Below are 18,913 nucleotides of genomic sequence, written 5' to 3'. Positions count from 1 at the left end.
CTGTAAGAATTTAGACAGGACACCTCGCCTAGCCTGGGGCGAAGTGACTCCGAAACCGTCCCATGAACCCGTTCTCTGAGACACCCAATCCAGGCAGCACGTCACCCACGGGCGATGCACTGACTTTGACCTGGCCGGCCGTGCGCTCGGCGCTCAATTGGCTGGGACGTGATGACGAGATGCGCAGCGCAGACTGGCAGGCCCTGCTTGACGCCGCAATTGCCTCGGTGGAAGGCGCGCAGGCCGGGTCGATTGCCGTGCGTGAAGGCAGCGTGTTCCTGTTCCGCGCCCAGCGGGGCTTCATGCCCGCCCTGCTGAGCGTCGTGGAGCCCGAAGCGGTCATGCTGGAGTGGTATGGCCAGGACCTGAAAGGCTGGCAGGAAGGCCAGCCACGCGTGATGCGCGGTGAGGCGCTCGTTCGGCATTCGCTCGGCGTTCACGCCAGGGACGGTGAAAGAGACAACTCCCGAGCCTACGAAACAGCCGGACGCGCCCGGCAGCTGCGCGCGTCGCTGTGCCTGCCCGTGGTGCTGGGCAGCGAGGTGGTCGCGCACCTCAACCTCGACAGCTTTGAGCGGGAAGACAGTTTTGACGCCAGGGACTTGCAGGTCGCGCAGGAATTCGGACATCTCGTGGCCGCCCTGCTGGCCGCCCGTAACCGGCGCACCCAGGAGCGCGAGCGAGCGCGCGAACTGGAACGGCTGGCAGAGATCGGCTCGGCGCTGCACTCGGCGAGCGCGCCCGAAGAAGTCGAGCGCATCCTGACCTTGCAGGCCCGCGAATTGCTGAACACGCGTGACGCGCTGTTTTACCGCTTTGACCCGGCAAGCGACGTTCTGCGCGCTTCGGTCATTCCGGACGTGGTCCGGCCCGCAGGAGAGCTGTGCGTTCCCCGCGGTCAGGGACTGATGTGGACGGCTCTGGAGCAAAACGAGGTGCTGTACACCAACGACGCCCGGACCGACCCCCGGGTATACAAGCCCGGCGGAGTGCTGCATGACGTGGTGCTGGCCGTTCCGCTGCACAGCGCCCAAGGTGTTCCGCTCGGCGCCCTGGTATGCGGCGACTGGCACCCCCGGCGCCTTGGCATGCAGGAGCTGCGTCTGGCACGCGCCATCGCCGGCCTGGGATCACAGGCGCTCGGGCGGACCCACGCCCTGGGAGCATTGGTCGCGCGCGCTTCAGAGCTGCAAGCCAGCATCGCGCGGTTCGAGGCACTCAGCCAGCTTTCGTTGGCTCTCGAAAACGCGCGCACCACCCATGACGTGGCGTCCCGTGCGCTGCAGGTGCTGTCAGCGACCGTGGACATCGGTTATCTGGTGTTCTGGCAGGTCGACGGTGACTGGATCACGCCCGGTGCCTTTTATGGTGATGTTCCCCCGGCCGTGCAGGTCCAGATGAAACGCGGCCTCGGCGAGAATGCCGGCCGGGCCTGGCAGGCCACCCAGGGACACAACATGTACCTGGAATGCACCGAGCGCCCCGAACTGCACGAGCTGGGCGTGCGCGGTGTGGCACTCCTGCCGCTGCCCTTCAAGCAGGGCAACCGTGAGGTCATGGCCGCCTACAGGCGTGGTGAGGCGCGCCCCTGGAGTGCCGACGAGCGCGCCCTGCTTGAAACGGCCGCGCGCTCGATCGGCGTGAGCTACGAGCGCGCACAGCACGTGCAGGAAGTGGAATCCACCCGCGAGGGCGCGCTGCTGTCGCTGGGTCTCGCCCTCGAAGCGCGCGATTTCGAGACCCACGGTCACACCCGCCGGGTTGCGGCGCTTGCCATGAGGCTTGGGCAGGCCTTCGGGCTGGACTACGAGGCCCTGGACGCTCTGCGGCAAGGCGCCTACCTGCACGACCTCGGCAAGATGGTGCTTCCGGACGCCATTTTGCTCAAGCCCGGCAAGCTTGGCGACCACGAGTGGCAGATCATGCAGGGACACGCCGAGCACGGCTACACCCTGGCGCGCAACATGCCCAGTCTGCCTCATGGTGCCCTGGACGTCATCCGCCATCATCACGAGCGCTGGGACGCCAGCGGCTATCCCGCCGGGCTGGGCGGCGAGCACATTCCCCTGCTGGCCCGGCTCTTCGCGGTCTGCGACGTCTATGACGCCCTCACCAGCATCCGTCCGTACAAAGCGGCCTGGCCGCACGCAGAGGCCATGGCGGAAATCGCACAGCAGGCAGGGCGGCACTTCGATCCTCGTATCGTTCAGGTGTTCGGCAGTCTGTTCGCGGACCGAGAGCACACGCCTGCTGCGCCGGGCGCTGCCGACTGAGCGGCGCGACGTCCGCACTGCTACGCCTGAAACTGCGGATGCCCGGCTTGACGGAGCGCGCTTTCGAGTTGGTCAAGCCTGAGTCCGTGTGCGGTCACACCGTTCGCGCCCGTAATCGTGGTGGCCGAAAGCAGCGCATTGATGATCGCTTCCTCGACGGCGTCGGCGGCCGCGACAAACAGCGCCGACAGGTGGTGGTTCCCGAGCATCCGGACCTCGCTTGTGAGCGGTCCCGCCAGTGAATAATCCGCACGTGGAAGGCCGGCGTTGCCCGTGGCAAAGGCGATGAACAGGTCGCCTGACGAATCCTCGGTGCCGCCTCCGGTTCGCGCGAGCCCGATGGAAGCACGCTGTGCCAGCCGCGTGCACTGCCCGGGCAGGAGGGGCGCGTCGGTGGCCAGCACCACGACGACGCTTCCGGTGCCCGGAGGGATGGGCGCGCCATTGCCGGTCCGGTCGAACGGACTGGGCACGGCAGCGCGCGACAGGAAACGGCCGACCGGGTAGCCGTCAACGCACAATCGCTCACGGCGACCGTGGTTGGCCTGCACCAGAGCCCCGACCGTAAAACCACCCTGGGAGGGCGCCAGCACGCGTGAGGCCGTGCCGATCCCACCCTTGAATTCGTGGCAGATCATGCCGGTGCCGCCTCCGACCGCTCCTTCGGCAACCGGCCCGCTGCGGGCTTCGTCGTAGGCCCGCGTGACGTGCTCCTCGCGGACGTGAAAGCCACCGATGTCGCTGAGCAGGCCGTCGTAGGTTTCGCTGACCACCGGCATGCTCCAGTACACGCCGTCATCGCGGCGGTCGCGCAGTTCGAGGGCGATCAGCGCGTCGCGCACTACGCCCACCGAGTGGGTGTTCGTCAGGGCAATCGGGGAAGCGAGCAGTCCGGCTTCCTCGATCCACTGCACGCCCGTCATCTCCCCGTTGCCGTTCAGGCGGTGAAAGCCGGCGAACAGCGGCTCGTCACGCGCCAGGCCGGCACGCGGATGCAGCACCGTCACCCCGGTGTGCACGGGTCCGTGTCCGACGCGCAGCGCTCCTTCTCCCTCGATCAGGGTGGTGTGCCCGACCCGCACGCCCGCCACATCGGTGATGGCGTTCCACGGTCCGCTTTCCCCCAGCCCCACACCTATCCCCAGATCGCGCAGTCGTCCCATTCTCTTCCCCTCCTGCCTGAATGTTCGAAAGACGTGAATGTTCGAAAGACAAGGACAGTGCTCAGCGGGTCAGGGTGACTTTGCGCAGGCTGGGCGGTGCGTCGGGGTCAAGTCCACGCGCGAGGGCCAGGTGTCCGGCCAGCAGGTACACGCTCAGCGCAGACGGCAGCGTGTCCGTCCAGCCGTGCCCGCTGGCAGGCGTGATCAGGCGCAGCGGCGCAGGAAGCGGTGCTTCGGCACCCACCAGCAGCAGTTCCACGGCTTTTTCACTCAGCGCACGGTAAGCGTCGGCGGTCGAAGCGGCGGTTTCGTCACGCGCCTGCAAGGCCAGAATGGGAAAACCGGCCTCGACGACCCGCACGGGACCGTGCAGAAACTCGGCGGCACTGTAGGCTTCGGCCATCAGACCACTGGTTTCCTTGAGCTTGAGTGCGCTCTCCAGCGCCACCCCGAAGTGCGCGCCCCGGCCGAGAACCACCATGGTTTCGGCGTAGCGGTAGCGCTCGGCCCGCTCACTTGCCACGTCTTCGAGCAGCAGCGTCGCCGCGAGGGTATCGGGCAAGACCTCCAGCGCGCCCGAAAGCGTTCGGTCGTCTGCCAGGGCAGCCACGAGTTGCAGTCCGGCGGCGAGGCTGGCGAGGTAGCTTTTGGTGGCCGCGACCGCCTGCTCGGTGCCGGCACGCAACGGCAGCACGAACTCGGCAGCGCGCGCCAGATCGGAGTCCTCCTGATTGACAAACGCGACGGTCAGGGCGCCGCACGCGCGGGCGCGCGTGACGCTCTCCACCACGTCGGGTGACGCCCCCGACTGCGACACCGCCAGCACCAGCGCGCGTTCCAGGCGCAATGAGCGGCCGTAGAGGGTGTGTACGCTGGGCGCCGCGCTGCCGACGCTCAACCCCAGGGACGCCTCGATGGCGTACTTGAGCACCGTGCAGGCGTGATCGCTGCTGCCACGCGCCACGGTCACGACGTGCAGGGGATCACGGGACCGCACTTCACGGATGAGGTCCTGAACGAGCGGGGCGTTTTCGCGCAGCAGGCGCTCAACGACCTGGGGCGCCTCGCGGGTTTCCTGCAGCATCAAGGGGTTCGTGGTGGGCATGGTTGATGTTTCCTTTCGTGCGTTTTCCGGGCGGGTCAAGCCACCCGGGAGCCTTTGATCCATACTTCCTGAACGGCATAATCGGTGTCCAGCACCACCAGGTCGGCGCGGCAGCCGCTTTCGATGCGTCCCCGGTCGCTCAGGCCCAGGTACCGGGCGGGATTGGCCGACAGCAGCGCCGAAGTCTCCTCCAGGCTCAACCCCAGGGACAGGGCGTTGCGCAGGGCCACGTCCAGGGTCAGGACGCTGCCCGCCAGGGTGCCGTCGCTCAGTTGCGCCCGGCCATTCCTCACCTGCACTTCCTGACCACCCAGCTCGCTGATGCCGTCACCCAGCCCGGCCGCGCGGATGGCGTCGGTCACGAGCGTCAACCGGTTGCCCAGCGCCGCGAGCGCCGCCCGAAAGGAGGTTTCGTGGACATGGTGCAAATCGAGGATCAGCTCGGCGTAAGCGTGTGCCGAGGCGAGCAGCGCGCCCACCACACCCGGTTCGCGGCCAGCCAGACCGCCCATGGCGTTGAAGAGGTGGGTGCCGCCCACCACGCCGCCCAAGGCGCGCACACGCTGCATGAGCTGCTGGGCGTCCTCGCAGCGGCCCGCCGTGTGCCCCAGACTGACGCGCACGTTCATACCCGCGAAGGCCTCGGCGGCCTTGGGCGCGCCCTCCAGTTCGGGCGCCAGCGTCACGACCCGTACCACTTCCAGGGCGAGTACGTCACCGATCCGCTGCGATTGGGGAAGCAGCGCGTGGGGAGGTTGAGCCCCCAACCTTCGGGGGCTGATGAAGGGTCCTTCGAGGTGGGCACCCGGGATGTCCGCGCCGCCCGGAACCCCAAAGGCGCGCACTTCGGCAACCCCCCGCAAAGCGTTCATGACCTCGGGCCAGGGGGCGGTCATGGTGGTGGGGAGCAGGGTCGTGGTGCCGTGCTGCGCGTGGAACTGCGCCAGGGTCCTTACCCCTGCGGGGCCGTCCATGGTGTCACCTCCCCCACCGCCGTGCACGTGCGAATCGATGAAGCCCGGCAGAACGAAACGGTCGACCGCCGGGCCGGGCACGACATGCTGGATGCGGCCGCCCTCAAAGGTCACCTGTCCGGACAGCAGGCCCCTGGGCGTCAAAATCTGTCCGCCGATCTTCACGGCCACCGCTCCTGATGACAATGTGCGTTGCGTGCAATCATGCCACTCTCCGAAGTGGCGTTGACACCACTTTCAACGCCAGCGTAATGTGACTCCAAAAGTCCTGTCAAATCTGGAGTATTTTTTCAGGACATTCTGGAAGGAGTTCAGGTGCCACAACGACTTGCCACCACAGACTTGACGCCATCGGGCCAGCTTCGCTGCGTCTCCCCTGCGCCGTGACACGTGAACCCTACGGACCGGCCGGAGCGCTCAGCCGACTGCGGGCACAGCTCGAGTTGCTCACGCCTGCGCAACGGCGTACGGCGTCCTACGTGCTGGCCTCCCCGCAGAAGGTGCTGTATCAGACGGTCACCGAAGTAGCCGAAGCGAGCAGTGCCGGTGAAGCCACCGTGATTCGCCTCACGCGGGATCTGGGGTTTCGGGGCTTTCAGGATTTCAAGCTGGCGCTGGCTGCCGACCTTGCCGCTCCCGCCGCGAGCGAGGCGGTGGGCGCCTCCTCGCGGGGACTGATCGCACGTGCCGCGCAGCACGCCGACACGGCGATCCGCGAAACCCGCAAGGTCCTGGGCGAGGCAGATCTGCAAGCTGCCCTGGACGCGCTGGCGGCAGCCCCCCGGGTGCTGATCTGTGGTCAGGGGGCCAGCGGCGTGACCGCCCTCGACTTCGCCTACAAGCTGTTGCGCCTTGGACTGAACGTGAACGCCACACTCGATCCGCATCTGGCCACCATGTACGCTGCCACCCTTCCGCCAGGTTCGGTCGCGCTGGGCATCAGCCGCTCGGGCAGTACCGTCGACACCGTACAGGTGCTGCGGGTCGCCCAGGAACGCGGCCTGTTCACGGTGGCACTGACCCACCGCGCCAAAAGCCCCATCACCCGCCACGCTGACTGCGCCCTCTACACGGCCAGCCCCGAAGATCCACTGGACGGAGGCGCGATTGCCAGCAAAATCGGGCAGCTGCTCGTCCTCGAAGCGCTCTTTCTGGGACTGACGCTGCGTCTGCCAGACGCCCGACAAGCCATTCATGACACGGCGGCCGCGGTGGTGGACAAAAGTTACTGAGATGACCTGCCGTACCCGCGAGCCGCGCGCGACAAAGCGTGACAAAGTAGGGGGTGATGGTTCCTCCCACTTCTTCCACGCCGGATACACCAGCGGAACGCCCGGGCCTGCTTGACGCCCTGATGCGCGGCCGGAGTGTCTCGCCGCGTCGGCGCCGGCTGGGCACGCTGGGCTTTCTGTGTCTGCTGGCGCTGGCTTTTCTGCTGGCGCCCCGTCCAGCACTGCGGGTCGTGAACGCCAGCAGCGAAGCGCTCCACGGTTTGCGCGTCTGTCTCGGTGAACAATGCGAATCACGCGAAACACTCGAAGCCGGCGCGCACTGGAATGTTCCCCTGCGCGTCACTCAGGACGCGTCCGCCAAGTTGGTCCTGTCGGGTACACCCAAAGGTCAGGGCGCGCAGGCTTACGTCACGCCCGGGCAGCGTCTGGACTTTCGCGTGCGTGCCCCCGACGTGATCGACCTCATTTCGCGCTGAGCGACCTGCCTCTTTTTGGCGGCCGAGTGGAACCCGGTGATGCGACGCCAATGATTCTTGAGAGCGTCGGTCTGTTTCATTGACAGGAAAACGCGTTCCATCAAGCCACTTCCGTCCGCGTGGGTGCCGGCTCGGTTGCCCCACTCGATCAGGATCTCTGGTCAGCAGAGGGCCGTGACACTGACCACCGTTTTAGTAGGTATTGTCGACTGCCCCGACGCTTTGCGGCTCCTCTGGGGGCAGGTATTGCTGACCTTCCGGCACGAGCGAGGTATCCGGCACCGGTGGCACCGGTTCGGGCAGCGGCTGCAAATCCTGGGGTACGGGTACGGTGTCCGTCGGAAAGTCCTCTCCGGGAAGCGGGGGCTGTTCGGCCGGCACCGGTTCACTCGGGATGGGCTCACTGGGAGTGGGAACTTCGGGCGCCGAAGGCTCGGGCATGGTGGGTTGCAGATCCTCGGGTTGCGGCAGCCCGGAGGGTTCGTCCGGGGTAGGAGGGATCTCGGTGGGCGCAGCTTCTGGCAGTGGCGCCTCTTCGAGCGTGGGCGCGGGAGCTTCCTGGGGGCGCTCCCTTTGCGGCCGGGGCGCGGGTGAACGCTCAAAGAAACGCCGCACACCCGCGCTGAGACCGGGGCTGTCTTCTTTGACAGCCATGCGCACGCCCCGCACGAACTGAAAAGCCACACCCTCGGGCGCGCCGAAGGCCTGCGGCGTGCGGCCCGCGAGGGCGCCGGCGACGGCCTGTTGCCAGACCGGCGCGGCAATGTCGCCGCTGTAAGCGTTCTCCGGCATCGCGCCCCCTTCCTGCCTGCCCACCCACACTGCGCCCGCCACACCCGGCGTCACGCCCGCGAACCACAGGTCCTTGACGTCGTTGGTGGTACCGGTCTTGCCGCCCACGTCCCAGCCGGGAATGCGCGCCCGCCAGGCCAAGCCGCCCTGCCCACGACCCAAATCGTTGACCACGCCGCGCAGCATGTCGAGGCCCAGGAAGGCTGTCTGCGCGTCCCATACCCGCCGTGAAGCGTAAGTGGGCAGCGGTAGCGCCCGGCCGTCCGGCGCAACGACGCGGCGCAACACGCGCGGTTCGTGCCATTCGCCCCCGTTCGCGAAGGTGGCGTAAGCGCTCGCGAGCTGCAGCGGGCTGGCTTCCAGGGTGCCGATGGCCAGCGACAACCCGGCGTCCGTCGGCACCGACAGTCCCAGATCGCTCAGTTTGCGTTCCAGGTTGCGCACGCCGACCTCCTGGGCCAGCCGTACGGTGGGCAGATTCAGACTGTGGTTAAGGGCATAGCGCAGCGTCACGGGCGTACCGAGATAGCGGCCACTGTAATTCCTGGGTTGATAATCACCGCTGATGGGCGCGTCGAGCACCGTATCGTACTGCTGACCGCCTTTCTCGAGGGCCAGGGTGTAAAGCAGCGGCTTGATGGCGCTGCCCACCTGCCGCCTGGCCTGCGTCGCGTTGTTCCACTCTCCCGCCACGAAACCCTCAAGCTTCTGCCCCACCAGGGCCAGCACCTCGCCGGTGCCCGGCTCCACGAAGGCCATGCCCAGCGTAGCCCCCTCGGGCAGACGGGCGTCACGCGACGCCCGCTCGGCTGCCGTCTGGGCCTGCAGGTCCATGGTGGTGTAGACCTTGAGGCCCGTGCCCGAGTACACCGCTTTGCGTCCATACAGCCGAATCAGCTCCCGCTCGACGGCCTGCAGGAAATGCAGGTGCGCGCGGCCGGGGGGCACGGGTGTGTTGCGGTTCTTGGCGCTCTTGTCGACCAGGGTGGCCGAAACGATGTTGCCCTGTGCGTCGTACCGGACCCGCCAGCCGGCCGGTTGCAGCGGGAAACGCCAGGCCGCGTCGGCCTGAGCGCGACTGACACGGCCGTCCTCCACCATGCGCTCGAGCAGGCTGCGCATCAGGGAACGGTAACCCGGGTAATTGAAATACCGGCCCGGCGAGGGAATCAGCGTGGCGAGATAAACGCTCTCGGCCAGGTTGAGGTTACGGGCGTCTTTTTGCAGGTAAGAACGCGAGGCCGTGGCCGCGCCGATGATGTCGGTCCGGCCACCCGATCCCCAGTAGATGACGTTCAGGTAGGCGCCGAGAATCTCGTCTTTGCTGAAGTTGCGGTCGACCTGGACCGCCAGAATCGCTTCCTTGAATTTGCGTTCGGGCGTGCGCGCACCTTCCAGATCGGCCAGCAGGGTGTTTTTTACCAGCTGCTGCGTCAGGGTGGAGCCGCCTTCCAGATCACCCCGCAAACCGCGCCACAGACCACGCGCGATGCCCAGAAAATCGATGCCGTGGTGATTGAAAAACCGCCGGTCCTCGCTTGTCACCACCGCGTCGCGCAGAAAAGGGCTCACCTGATCGAGCTTCAGCAACGTGCGGTTCACGCGCGCACCGTTGGAGAGCGACGGTGCGAGGGTGCCGACCAGCTGACCGTCCCGGTCGAAGACGCGGCTTTGCCCGGAGAATTCCAGCACGTCAAGGTCCGACACGCTGGGCAGATCGCGGCCCCAGGCGAAGAGCCCGCCCAGAAAGGCCAGCAGGGCGACAAATCCCGAAGCGACAACACCGGTCATGACACGCACCCGCTCAGTCTAGCCTTCCATTCCTGACGGGCCGCGCAAGCTTGATGAGCGACCATGAGTCTGCGGGAGGGTACATCTCCCCTGCCTAACAATTGTTAGACTGAGGCCCGTGAGTCAAGAAAACCTGAAAAAAACACCGCTTCACGAAGCGCACGGTCGCGCCGGTGCGCGCATGGTGCCCTTCGGCGGCTGGGACATGCCGGTTCAATACGCGGGTGTGATGAGCGAGCATCAGGCCGTGCGCGAAAGCGCCGGGGTCTTCGACGTGTCACACATGGGCGAATTCCGCGTGAGCGGGCCGGGCGCGCTGGATTTTCTGCAATACGCCACCACCAACGACGTGAGCAAGCTCAAGGTGGGGCGCGCGCAGTACAACCTGCTGCCCAACGAGCGCGGCGGCCTGGTCGATGACATCTACATCTACCGCCTGGACGAAGAAGAGTACCTGATCGTCGTGAACGCCAGCAATGTCGACAAGGACTTCGCACACCTGCAGCAACTCGCGCAGCACCATGACGTGACCCTCAACGACGAATCGGACGCCTGGGGCCTGCTGGCCGTGCAGGGCCCCAAGACCGCCGAACTGCTGCAGGCCCACGTCGATACCGACCTGAACGCCAGAAAGAAAAACAGCGTCTTCCACACCAAGCTGTTCGGCTTTCCGGTGATGCTGGCCCGCACGGGCTACACCGGCGAGGACGGCTTCGAGATCTTTGTGGACAGCGACAGGGCCGAGGTCGTATGGGACAAGCTGCTGGCCATCGGCTTCACGCCGGCCGGTCTCGGCGCGCGTGACACCCTGCGGCTCGAGGCCGGCTTTCCCCTGTACGGTCACGAATTTGGCGACGACATTCACCCTCTCAGCAGTCACTACACCTGGGTCGTGAAAGACACCAAGGACTTTCACGGCCGCGACCGCATTCTGGGTGAAGCGCCGCAGCAGAAGCTGGTCGGCCTGAAACTCGATAAGGTCATCGCTCGTGAAGGCTACGCCGTCAAGAGCGGCGGCGAGGTCATTGGGCGGGTCACAAGCGGCAGCATGAGCCCTACCCTCAAGGAGCCCATCGCCATGGCCCTCATCGACGCCAGCCGGCTCACCGGTGGTGACCTCGCCATCGAGATTCGCGGCAAAGATCACCCGGCGCGTCTCGCCGACCTGCCGTTTTTGCAGAAGTAATGCACCCTGGCACAACCGGGGCGCGCGCACTTTAGACCCCGTTTCCACCCTCTAGACTTGAAACGCTCCATGCCCGACCCATCTCATCCGTAGGAGAATCTGCTTGATGAACATTCCCAGCGACCTGAAATACCTCAAAAGCCACGAGTGGATCAAAGTTGACGGCCCGGACTCTTCTGGAAACACGGTGGCCACCGTCGGCATCACCGATTTCGCGCAGGACCAGCTGGGTGATGTGGTGTACGTGGAGCTCCCCGAAGTTGGCCGCGAGGTACGTGCCGGTGAAGCCGTCGCGGTGGTCGAGAGCGTCAAGACGGCCAGCGACATCTATGCGCCCGCAAGCGGCATCATCACCGAAGTGAACAGTGAGCTGGCCGGCAGTCCCGAGCGTGTCAACGAGAATCCCTACGAGCGCGGCTGGCTTTTCCGCATGACCGTTTCGGAAGTCGGTCAGGTCCTGGACGCCAGCGAGTACGAAGCCATCGCACAGTAAGGATTCAGTGCCCGGTCGTCGGCCATCAGCCGTTCTGCTGACTGCTGATGGCCGACTGCTCAGAGCCCTGGAGGACATTCCATGAAGCCCCTCAACGAACTTCTCGATTTTAATGCCTTCACCGGGCGTCACCTCGGACCGACCGAGCGCGAACAGCAGTCGATGCTGGCCGAGCTGGGCCTGGAGAGTCTCGACGAACTGGTCGAAACGACCCTGCCCGAGAGCATCCGCTTCAAGGGTGACTTAAAAATCGGCCCGGGCGTCAGCGAAGCGCAGGCGCTCGCCGAACTGAAAACCGCCGCGCAGAAGAACAAGCTTTACCGCAGCTTTATCGGCACCGGCTACTACGGCACCCTCACGCCCGGCGTGATTTTGCGCAACCTGCTCGAAAACCCCGGCTGGTACACCGCCTACACTCCCTATCAGGCTGAAATTTCGCAGGGTCGGCTGGAGATGCTGCTCAACTTCCAGCAGGTCGTGATGGACCTCACCGGCATGGAAGTCGCCAACGCCAGCCTGCTCGACGAGGCCACCGCCGCCGCGGAGGCCATGACCCTCGCCAAACGGTCGGGCAAGAGCAGGAGCAACACCTTTTTCGTCGCCTCCGACGTGCATCCGCAGACCCTTGACGTCATTCGCACCCGCGCCGAGTACTTCGGCTACGAGGTCGTGGTGGGCGACGCTGAAGGGGAATTGCCCGAGTGCTTCGCGGCGCTGGTGCAGTACCCCGGCACCTACGGGCACGTGCGCGACCTTGCGCCCTTCACCGAAAAGGTGCACGCCGCCGGAGCGCTCGCCATTGTCGCGACCGACCTGCTCGCGCTGACCGTGCTGACCCCTCCCGGTGAACTGGGCGCGGACATCGTGGTCGGCAATTCGCAGCGCTTCGGGGTGCCGATGGGCTTCGGCGGTCCGCATGCGGCCTTTTTTGCCTGCAAGGACGAATTCAAGCGCTCGATGCCGGGGCGCGTGATCGGGGTCAGCAAGGACAGCCGTGGACGGCGTGCCCTGCGCATGGCGATGCAAACCCGCGAGCAGCACATCCGCCGCGAGAAGGCGACCAGCAACATCTGCACCGCGCAGGCGCTGCTGGCCAACATGGCCGCCGCGTACGCCGTTTATCACGGCCCCGAGGGCCTGAGGACCATCGGCGAGCGGGTCTCGCGCCTCACGGGCATCCTGCACCGGGCGCTGACGAACGCCGGGATTCAGCCGCAGGAAGCGTTTTTCGATACCCTCAGCTTCCAGACCTCCTCGACGGGCGCCGTGCGAACGCGGGCGCTCTCCAAGGGCATCAATCTGCGCTTTGAAATCGATACCGTCAGTGTCTCGCTCGACGAGACGACGACCCTGCAAGACGTCTCGGACCTTGTGGAAGTCATCACGGGTGAGCACGTGGACGTGTCGGCCCTGAACGACACTGCCCCGAGCGGCATTCCTGCCGCCCTGACGCGCACCAGCAGCTACCTGACGCACCCGGTGTTCAACACCCATCACAGTGAAAGCGCCATGCTGCGTTATCTGAAGCTGCTGGAAAACAAGGACTACAGTCTCGTGCACGGGATGATCCCGCTGGGGTCGTGCACCATGAAACTCAACGCCAGCAGCGAGATGGCGCCCGTGACGTGGCCGGAGTTCGCGCACATTCATCCCTTCGCTCCCCAGGACCAGACTGAAGGTTACGCCGAGATGATCGGTGAGCTCGAAGCCTGGCTGGCTGACATCACCGGCTACGACGCCGTGAGCATGCAGCCCAACAGCGGCGCGCAGGGCGAGTACGCGGGCCTGCTGGTGATCCGCAAGTACCATGAGGCGCGCGGTGAAGGGCACCGTAACGTCTGCCTGATTCCCTCCAGCGCGCACGGCACCAACCCCGCGAGCGCCGCCATGATGGGCATGCAGGTCGTGGTGACGAAAACCGACGAGAACGGCAACATCGACCTCGCCGATCTGCGCGAAAAGGCCGAGCAGCACAGCGCCAACTTGGGCGCCCTGATGATCACGTACCCCTCCACGCACGGGGTGTACGAGGAGCACGTGAAGGAAGTCTGCGACCTGATTCACCAGCATGGCGGGCAGGTCTACATGGACGGCGCCAACATGAACGCACAAGTCGGCCTGAGCAAGCCCGGACTGATCGGCAGCGACGTCAGCCACCTGAACCTCCACAAGACCTTTGCCATTCCGCACGGCGGCGGCGGCCCCGGCATGGGCCCTATTGGCGTGAAGGCACACCTCGCACCGTACCTGCCCAACCACGCCGTGCGCCCGGTCAGCGAAAGCTCCACGGGCGCCGTCAGTGCGGCCCCGTACGGCAGCGGCGCCATCCTGCCCATTTCGTACCTGTACATCAAGATGCTGGGCAGCGAGGGCCTGAAGATCGCCACGCAGGTCGCGGTCTTGAACGCGAACTACATCGCCAAGAAGCTGGAAGGGCACTACAGCGTGCTGTACAAGGGCATGAACGGCCGCGTCGCGCACGAGTGCATCATCGATGTGAGACCCCTGAAGGCCGCGACGGGCATCACCGAGGAAGACATCGCCAAGCGGCTCATGGACTACGGCTTCCACGCGCCCACCATGAGCTTCCCCGTGCCCGGCACCCTGATGATCGAACCCACCGAAAGCGAACCCAAGGAAGAACTCGACCGCTTTATCGAGGCGATGGTGCAGATTCGCCGGGAGATCCGCGAAGTCGAGGACGGCCTCATCAAGGCCGAGGAGACGGCGCTGCGCCACGCGCCACACACCATGGACGACCTGGTGGACGCCGAATGGCAGCGGGCGTACTCGCGCGAGCAAGCCGTGTTCCCCACAAGGCACACGAGAGGTGCGAAGTACTGGCCGACCGTGAATCGGGTGGACAACGTGTACGGCGACCGTAACTTCTTCTGCTCCTGCCCGCCTGTGGAGGAGTACGCCGACTTCGAGTTCAGTCAGTAAGCCACAAAACGAAGCGGACCCTCGGTCGAGGGTCCGCTTCGTTTCATACGGCAGCTTCACGGCGTGCGTGGGGTACAGCTTTCTGGTATGACCTGATCTGCGCTGTAGATTTGCACGGCTCCCTTGTGGCTGCGTTTGATCTGGTACATGGCGCTGTCCGCGCGCGCCGTCAGGGTTGTGATGTCCTGACCGTCACGCGGGAAGAGGCTTACGCCAATGGACACGCCGACCAGCACGTGTTCACCGTGAATGAAAAAGGGAGCTTGCAGAACAGCAAGCAGACGCTCGGCGATACGCTGCGCGTCGTGCGGTGACGACAGGCAATGCACGATGGCCGTGAACTCGTCTCCTCCGAAGCGCGCGACGACGTCGTCACGCTGGAGGCACGACCGGAAGCGTTGGGCCACCTGAGCGATCAGCTCATCGCCTGCCTGGTGGCCCAGCGAATCGTTGACCCCTTTAAAGCCGTCGAGGTCAAGCAGCATCACGGCGAACATTTCGTTCTGCCGGGCTGCCTGCGCGATGGCCTGCTGCAGCAGCTGGTCAAAATGCAATCGGTTGGGCAGGCCCGTCAGGACATCGTGGTGCGCATGAAAACTGGCCTGCTCCAGCAGCTGCTGGTTGTGCTCAAAGGCCCGGTTGAGTTCCTGATGGGCTTCCTGCAGCTGCTCGGCCAGCGAGCGCTGCTCTTCGGCACTCTGGCGAATCTGCTCGACTTCGTGCTGAATCAGCAGGGTTTGCGTGCGTTTGTCCTGAGCGTCGTTGAACAGTTGCTGCTGACACGCATGAAAGGCTTTGTAGTGCGCGAGTGCCTGAAAATAATCTTCTCTGAGTTCCCAGTACCGCGACAGGCGCTCGTGCGCTTCACTGCTCTCGGCCGTCAAACTGAGCTTCTCGGCCAGCGACAGGGCGCGCCGCAGGGCGTGGAGCGCAGAGTCGGCCTCTCCAGCGTGCAGCAGGGCGCTGGCCGAACGAATCAAGACACTGACCGTGAGCTGCTGGTCTTCAAGGGTGCCCGCCAGTTCAAGTGCGTGGGTGTAATGCGAGAAGGCAGCCCGGCTGGCTTCCTGACTGAGGTACCAGTCTCCGAGAGCGCTGAGCGCCTGCGCTTCCCCCTTGCGGTAGCCGGTGTCACGCAGCAACTGCAGGGCCTGCTCAAGGGAATCGAGCGCCTGCTCAGGCTGTTGCAGTTCACGGTAGCACTCCCCCTGGTAGAGTGCTGCCATGCCCTGGTAGCGCTTGTTATTGCTGGCCAAGGCCAGTTGCCAGGCCTGGCGGTAGTACTCCAGCGCCTGACTTGTGCGTCGCAGTTGCTGACACGTGGTTCCCAGGTTGACACGAACGATGATGCGGTCCAGGGGGTCATCGTGCTGCTCAAAGACCTGTAAGGCCTGGAGGTAGTACTCGGTGGCCTGCGAATAATCACCCAGATACTCGTGAACGCCACCAAGGTTGTTCAGGCAGCCCGCTTCGCGAATGGGCAGCGCGGCCTGACGGCTCAGTCGTAAAGCCCTGAGAAAGTGGGCAGAAGCGGGCACGTAATGGCCCTGGTCCATGTCGACAAGCCCGAGGTTCATGAGGCAGCGAATCTGGGTTTCGGCGTCAGGGTGCTCTTCGGTGATGGCCAGTGCTTCATGCAAGTTGTGCCGGGCAGTGCCGTAATCGCCCAGCGTCCAGCGGGTGCGTCCACAGTTGAGCAGGCTGCGGGCCAGTCGGCTGACGTCACCGAGACGAGTGGCCTCTTCGCGCGCCTGTTCGCCCAGTGCGAGCGCCTGGTGGGCATCGCTGTTTCGGAGCTCCTCGGCCCTACGAAGCCACAGGTCAAGCTGCATGGCGCCTGGGTTGGGCCGGGCGGAGTCAGCGTTGTCAAGGCTCTGGTCAGTCATAGATTCGTGCAGCACAGTCCCACTGCAGCTTTATTTTATGAAGACTTTCACACATTTTCCTTACAGAGTCTTTCTGGAGTGGGCGCGCTCCAACGGAATTGACCGGATCTCTGGTGCACAATTCGTGCCGCTTCCACAGGTGGCAGATCGTCCGAATCCGGGTCAGCCTTTCAAAACACCCCGAGGTTCTTGAGCCAGTCCTGCCACGCCATGACTTCCCATGCCTGATGACGGCTCTGACCACTTGCAGCGGACCCTGACCAACGTTGAGTTTCCTCCACTGCAGCGTGGCTCTGCAGTGGAGGAAAGGGCCAAAATACATCTCATGCTTTTCTCATTCTCACGGTTTTAGATGGGAGGGTACTTGTCACAGATCGTTTTTTGTTGTCGCTCCTCTCGTGTCTTCACAACGCTAAAAATGTAAACGCTTACATAAAGCCGGGTACATCAAAGTCTCTCACCACGACGTGAAAGGAGGCATGTCTTTCCTGTTGCTTGAACGCTTCAAACACACGCTATCGACGCTCAACAAGGAGGAGTAAAAAATGGGATGCAATGGCAGGCAGTACAGAAAACAGCAGCCCGTTCATACAAGTGGTGACGAGAGACGCAGCGTTTCGCGCCAGGCCCTGTTCCTGCTGGCAGGACTGACGGTCCTGCTGGGTGCTTGCGGACAGCAGGCAGCCACGAACGTCTCCGCTCCGGATGCCAGGCTCAGCACCACGGCAGCGCGTGCCGGCAGCGTCCGCGACCTGGGACCAAATGTCACCGTTTTCGATCCCAGCATGCCTGTCAGCCAGATTCAATCGATTCTCGACGCGACCTACGCCAAACAGGTCAACAACGAGATGGGCACCGAGCGCTACGCCTACTACTTCAAACCCGGCACGTACGGCACCGACGCTCAGCCGCTGCAGATCAAGGTCGGCTACTACACCGAGATCTCCGGTCTCGGCGCCTCACCCTCGGACGTGGTGATCAACGGCAAAGTCGAGGTATACAACCGCTGCCTCGGGGACAACGGCACGAGCAACTGCATCGCGCTCGTCAACTTCTGGCGCACGCTGTCGAATCTGACCATCAAGGTCAACGGTGCGGGTCAGGACGGCTGCCGAGCCTCGGCGAATTTCTGGGCCGTGTCGCAGGCCGTATCCGTGCGCCGCGTGGGCGTCGAGGGCGGCAACCTGTCACTCATGGACTACTGCACCGCCGGGCCGCAGTTCGCCAGTGGTGGATTTCTGGCCGACAGCAAGACCCAGTTCATCATCAACGGCTCACAACAGCAATGGTTCACGCGCAACAGCAGCATCGGCGGCTGGTCCAACGCCGTGTGGAATCAGGTGTTTGCCGGAGTCGAGGGAGCACCAAGCGACGCGTCCTTTCCCGACCCGCCCTACACGACGCTGCAGACCACCCCGATCAGCCGCGAAAAACCTTTCTTGTTCGTCGATTCACAGGGCGAGTATCAGGTTCGCGTACCCTCGGCGCACCGCAACACCCGCGGTACCTCGTGGGTCAACGGAATGACGCCGGGCCAGACCATCGCTCTCAGCGAGTTCTTCATCGCGCGGCCCTCGGACTCGGTGCAGGTCATCAACCGGGAGTTGGCCCGCGGCAAAAACCTGCTGCTGACCCCTGGCGTCTACGATGTTGCGCAGAGCATCTCGGTCAAGCGTCCGGGCACGGTCGTGCTCGGGCTCGGCCACGCCACGCTCACTGCGGTGGGTGGCACGACGCCGCTGAAAATTGCCGACGTTCCCGGCGTCATCATCGCCGGGGTCACCATCGATGCGGGCACAACCCTGTCGCCGGTGCTGCTGCAGGTCGGCACCAAAAACGGCAACAACGGCCGTCCACACGTCGATCCGGCCAACCCGACGACGCTGAGTGACGTGTACTTCCGCGTGGGCGGACCGCACATCGGCAAAGCGGACATCAGCCTGGAGGTCAACAGCGATCACGTCCTGATCGACCACACCTGGGTCTGGCGTGCCGACCACGGTGTCGAGGGCTTTACCCGGGGCGTGAATGGCGACACCGACCGCTGGTTCACCAACATCGGGCGCAACGGTGTGGTAATCAACGGTAATTCTGTCACGGCCACCGGACTGTTCGTCGAGCACTTCCAGGAGTACAACACTGTCTGGAACGGTGAAAATGGTACAACGATCCTCTACCAGAACGAATTGCCCTACGATCCGCCCACCCAGGAAGAGTGGCAGCACGACGGCGTTCTCGGCTGGGCCGGCTACAAGGTCGCTGACCACGTCAAGACACACAACCTCTACGGTGGGGGCGTCTACGTCTTCAACCAGAACAACCCCTCGATTCACACCACAAACGGCTTCGAGGTTCCCCGAACGCCGGGCGTCAAGCTTCACCACATCATGACGGTGAATTTGAGCGCCGGTACGATCGACCACGTGGTAAACGGTGTGGGAAGCGCGGCGGACACGTCCAGAATCGGCCAGCCGGTCTACCTTTCCGGCTATCCAATACCCTGATCTGGCGTCACAACCCGGTGTCGTCATGACGGGGAGGCCGGACCATCGGCCTCCCCGTCACGCTCCGGTGTCGCCTCGCCAGCGGCGCCAAGCCG

At 64.6% G+C, this 18,913-nt stretch carries 12 protein-coding genes; 7 read left to right on the top strand and 5 right to left on the bottom strand.

The features are described from left to right. Positions 1 to 62 precede the first annotated feature (62 nt). The gene (locus DEIPE_RS25385) at positions 63 to 2,273 is read left to right on the top strand and encodes an HD domain-containing phosphohydrolase (RefSeq protein WP_015236431.1); all 2,211 of its coding nucleotides are present in this window, start codon (positions 63 to 65) and stop codon (positions 2,271 to 2,273) included. Between the two features lie 20 nt (positions 2,274 to 2,293). Here DEIPE_RS25385 and DEIPE_RS13000 read toward each other — a convergent pair whose 3' ends face one another. The 3 genes from DEIPE_RS13000 to nagA form a co-directional block, all read right to left on the bottom strand. Further along, positions 2,294 to 3,436 (bottom strand): DmpA family aminopeptidase, encoded by a 1,143-nt coding sequence (locus tag DEIPE_RS13000; protein WP_015236430.1) that lies wholly within the window; start codon positions 3,434 to 3,436, stop codon positions 2,294 to 2,296. Between the two features lie 61 nt (positions 3,437 to 3,497). Then, positions 3,498 to 4,541 carry an SIS domain-containing protein gene (locus DEIPE_RS12995; RefSeq protein ID WP_015236429.1) on the bottom strand — a complete coding sequence of 348 codons (1,044 nt, stop codon included), beginning with the start codon at positions 4,539 to 4,541 and terminating at the stop codon, positions 3,498 to 3,500. A gap of 35 nt (positions 4,542 to 4,576) precedes the next feature. After that, positions 4,577 to 5,686, bottom strand: a complete 1,110-nt coding sequence (nagA, locus tag DEIPE_RS12990) for an N-acetylglucosamine-6-phosphate deacetylase (protein WP_157448864.1) — start codon at positions 5,684 to 5,686, stop codon at positions 4,577 to 4,579. A 212-nt stretch (positions 5,687 to 5,898) separates the two neighbouring features. On the opposite strand from nagA, the gene DEIPE_RS12985 reads away from it, so the two are divergent. Next, the gene (locus DEIPE_RS12985; RefSeq protein ID WP_015236427.1) at positions 5,899 to 6,747 is read left to right on the top strand and encodes a MurR/RpiR family transcriptional regulator; all 849 of its coding nucleotides are present in this window, start codon (positions 5,899 to 5,901) and stop codon (positions 6,745 to 6,747) included. A 56-nt stretch (positions 6,748 to 6,803) separates the two neighbouring features. Beyond that, positions 6,804 to 7,223, top strand: coding sequence for a hypothetical protein (locus DEIPE_RS12980; protein ID WP_015236426.1), 420 nt, complete (start codon positions 6,804 to 6,806; stop codon positions 7,221 to 7,223). A 192-nt stretch (positions 7,224 to 7,415) separates the two neighbouring features. Here the strand turns inward: DEIPE_RS12980 and DEIPE_RS12975 are convergent, their stop codons facing one another. Beyond that, positions 7,416 to 9,806, bottom strand: a complete 2,391-nt coding sequence (locus tag DEIPE_RS12975; protein WP_015236425.1) for a transglycosylase domain-containing protein — start codon at positions 9,804 to 9,806, stop codon at positions 7,416 to 7,418. A 118-nt stretch (positions 9,807 to 9,924) separates the two neighbouring features. Here DEIPE_RS12975 and gcvT point away from each other — a divergent pair, with 118 nt between their 5' ends. The 3 genes from gcvT (at position 9,925) to gcvP (ending at position 14,428) form a co-directional block, all read left to right on the top strand. After that, the gene (gene gcvT / locus DEIPE_RS12970; protein ID WP_015236424.1) at positions 9,925 to 10,992 is read left to right on the top strand and encodes a glycine cleavage system aminomethyltransferase GcvT; all 1,068 of its coding nucleotides are present in this window, start codon (positions 9,925 to 9,927) and stop codon (positions 10,990 to 10,992) included. A gap of 106 nt (positions 10,993 to 11,098) precedes the next feature. Further along, entirely contained in the window at positions 11,099 to 11,485 is a 387-nt protein-coding gene (gcvH, locus tag DEIPE_RS12965) for a glycine cleavage system protein GcvH (RefSeq protein WP_015236423.1), read from the top strand. 81 nt (positions 11,486 to 11,566) lie between these two features. After that, positions 11,567 to 14,428 (top strand): aminomethyl-transferring glycine dehydrogenase, encoded by a 2,862-nt coding sequence (gene gcvP, locus DEIPE_RS12960; protein ID WP_015236422.1) that lies wholly within the window; start codon positions 11,567 to 11,569, stop codon positions 14,426 to 14,428. A 56-nt stretch (positions 14,429 to 14,484) separates the two neighbouring features. Here the strand turns inward: gcvP and DEIPE_RS12955 are convergent, their stop codons facing one another. After that, complete coding sequence (locus tag DEIPE_RS12955) at positions 14,485 to 16,314, bottom strand: diguanylate cyclase domain-containing protein (RefSeq protein ID WP_015236421.1); 1,830 nt, start codon at positions 16,312 to 16,314, stop codon at positions 14,485 to 14,487. Positions 16,315 to 16,859: 545 nt separating this feature from the next. Here DEIPE_RS12955 and DEIPE_RS12950 point away from each other — a divergent pair. Beyond that, positions 16,860 to 18,818 carry a hypothetical protein gene (locus DEIPE_RS12950; protein WP_015236420.1) on the top strand — a complete coding sequence of 653 codons (1,959 nt, stop codon included), beginning with the start codon at positions 16,860 to 16,862 and terminating at the stop codon, positions 18,816 to 18,818. Positions 18,819 to 18,913: the final 95 nt, after the last annotated feature.

Origin of the sequence: Deinococcus peraridilitoris DSM 19664, assembly GCF_000317835.1 — a bacterium.
Taxonomy (GTDB): Bacteria; Deinococcota; Deinococci; order Deinococcales; family Deinococcaceae; genus Deinococcus_A; species Deinococcus_A peraridilitoris.
This window is presented reverse-complemented; position numbering and strand designations above follow the sequence as displayed.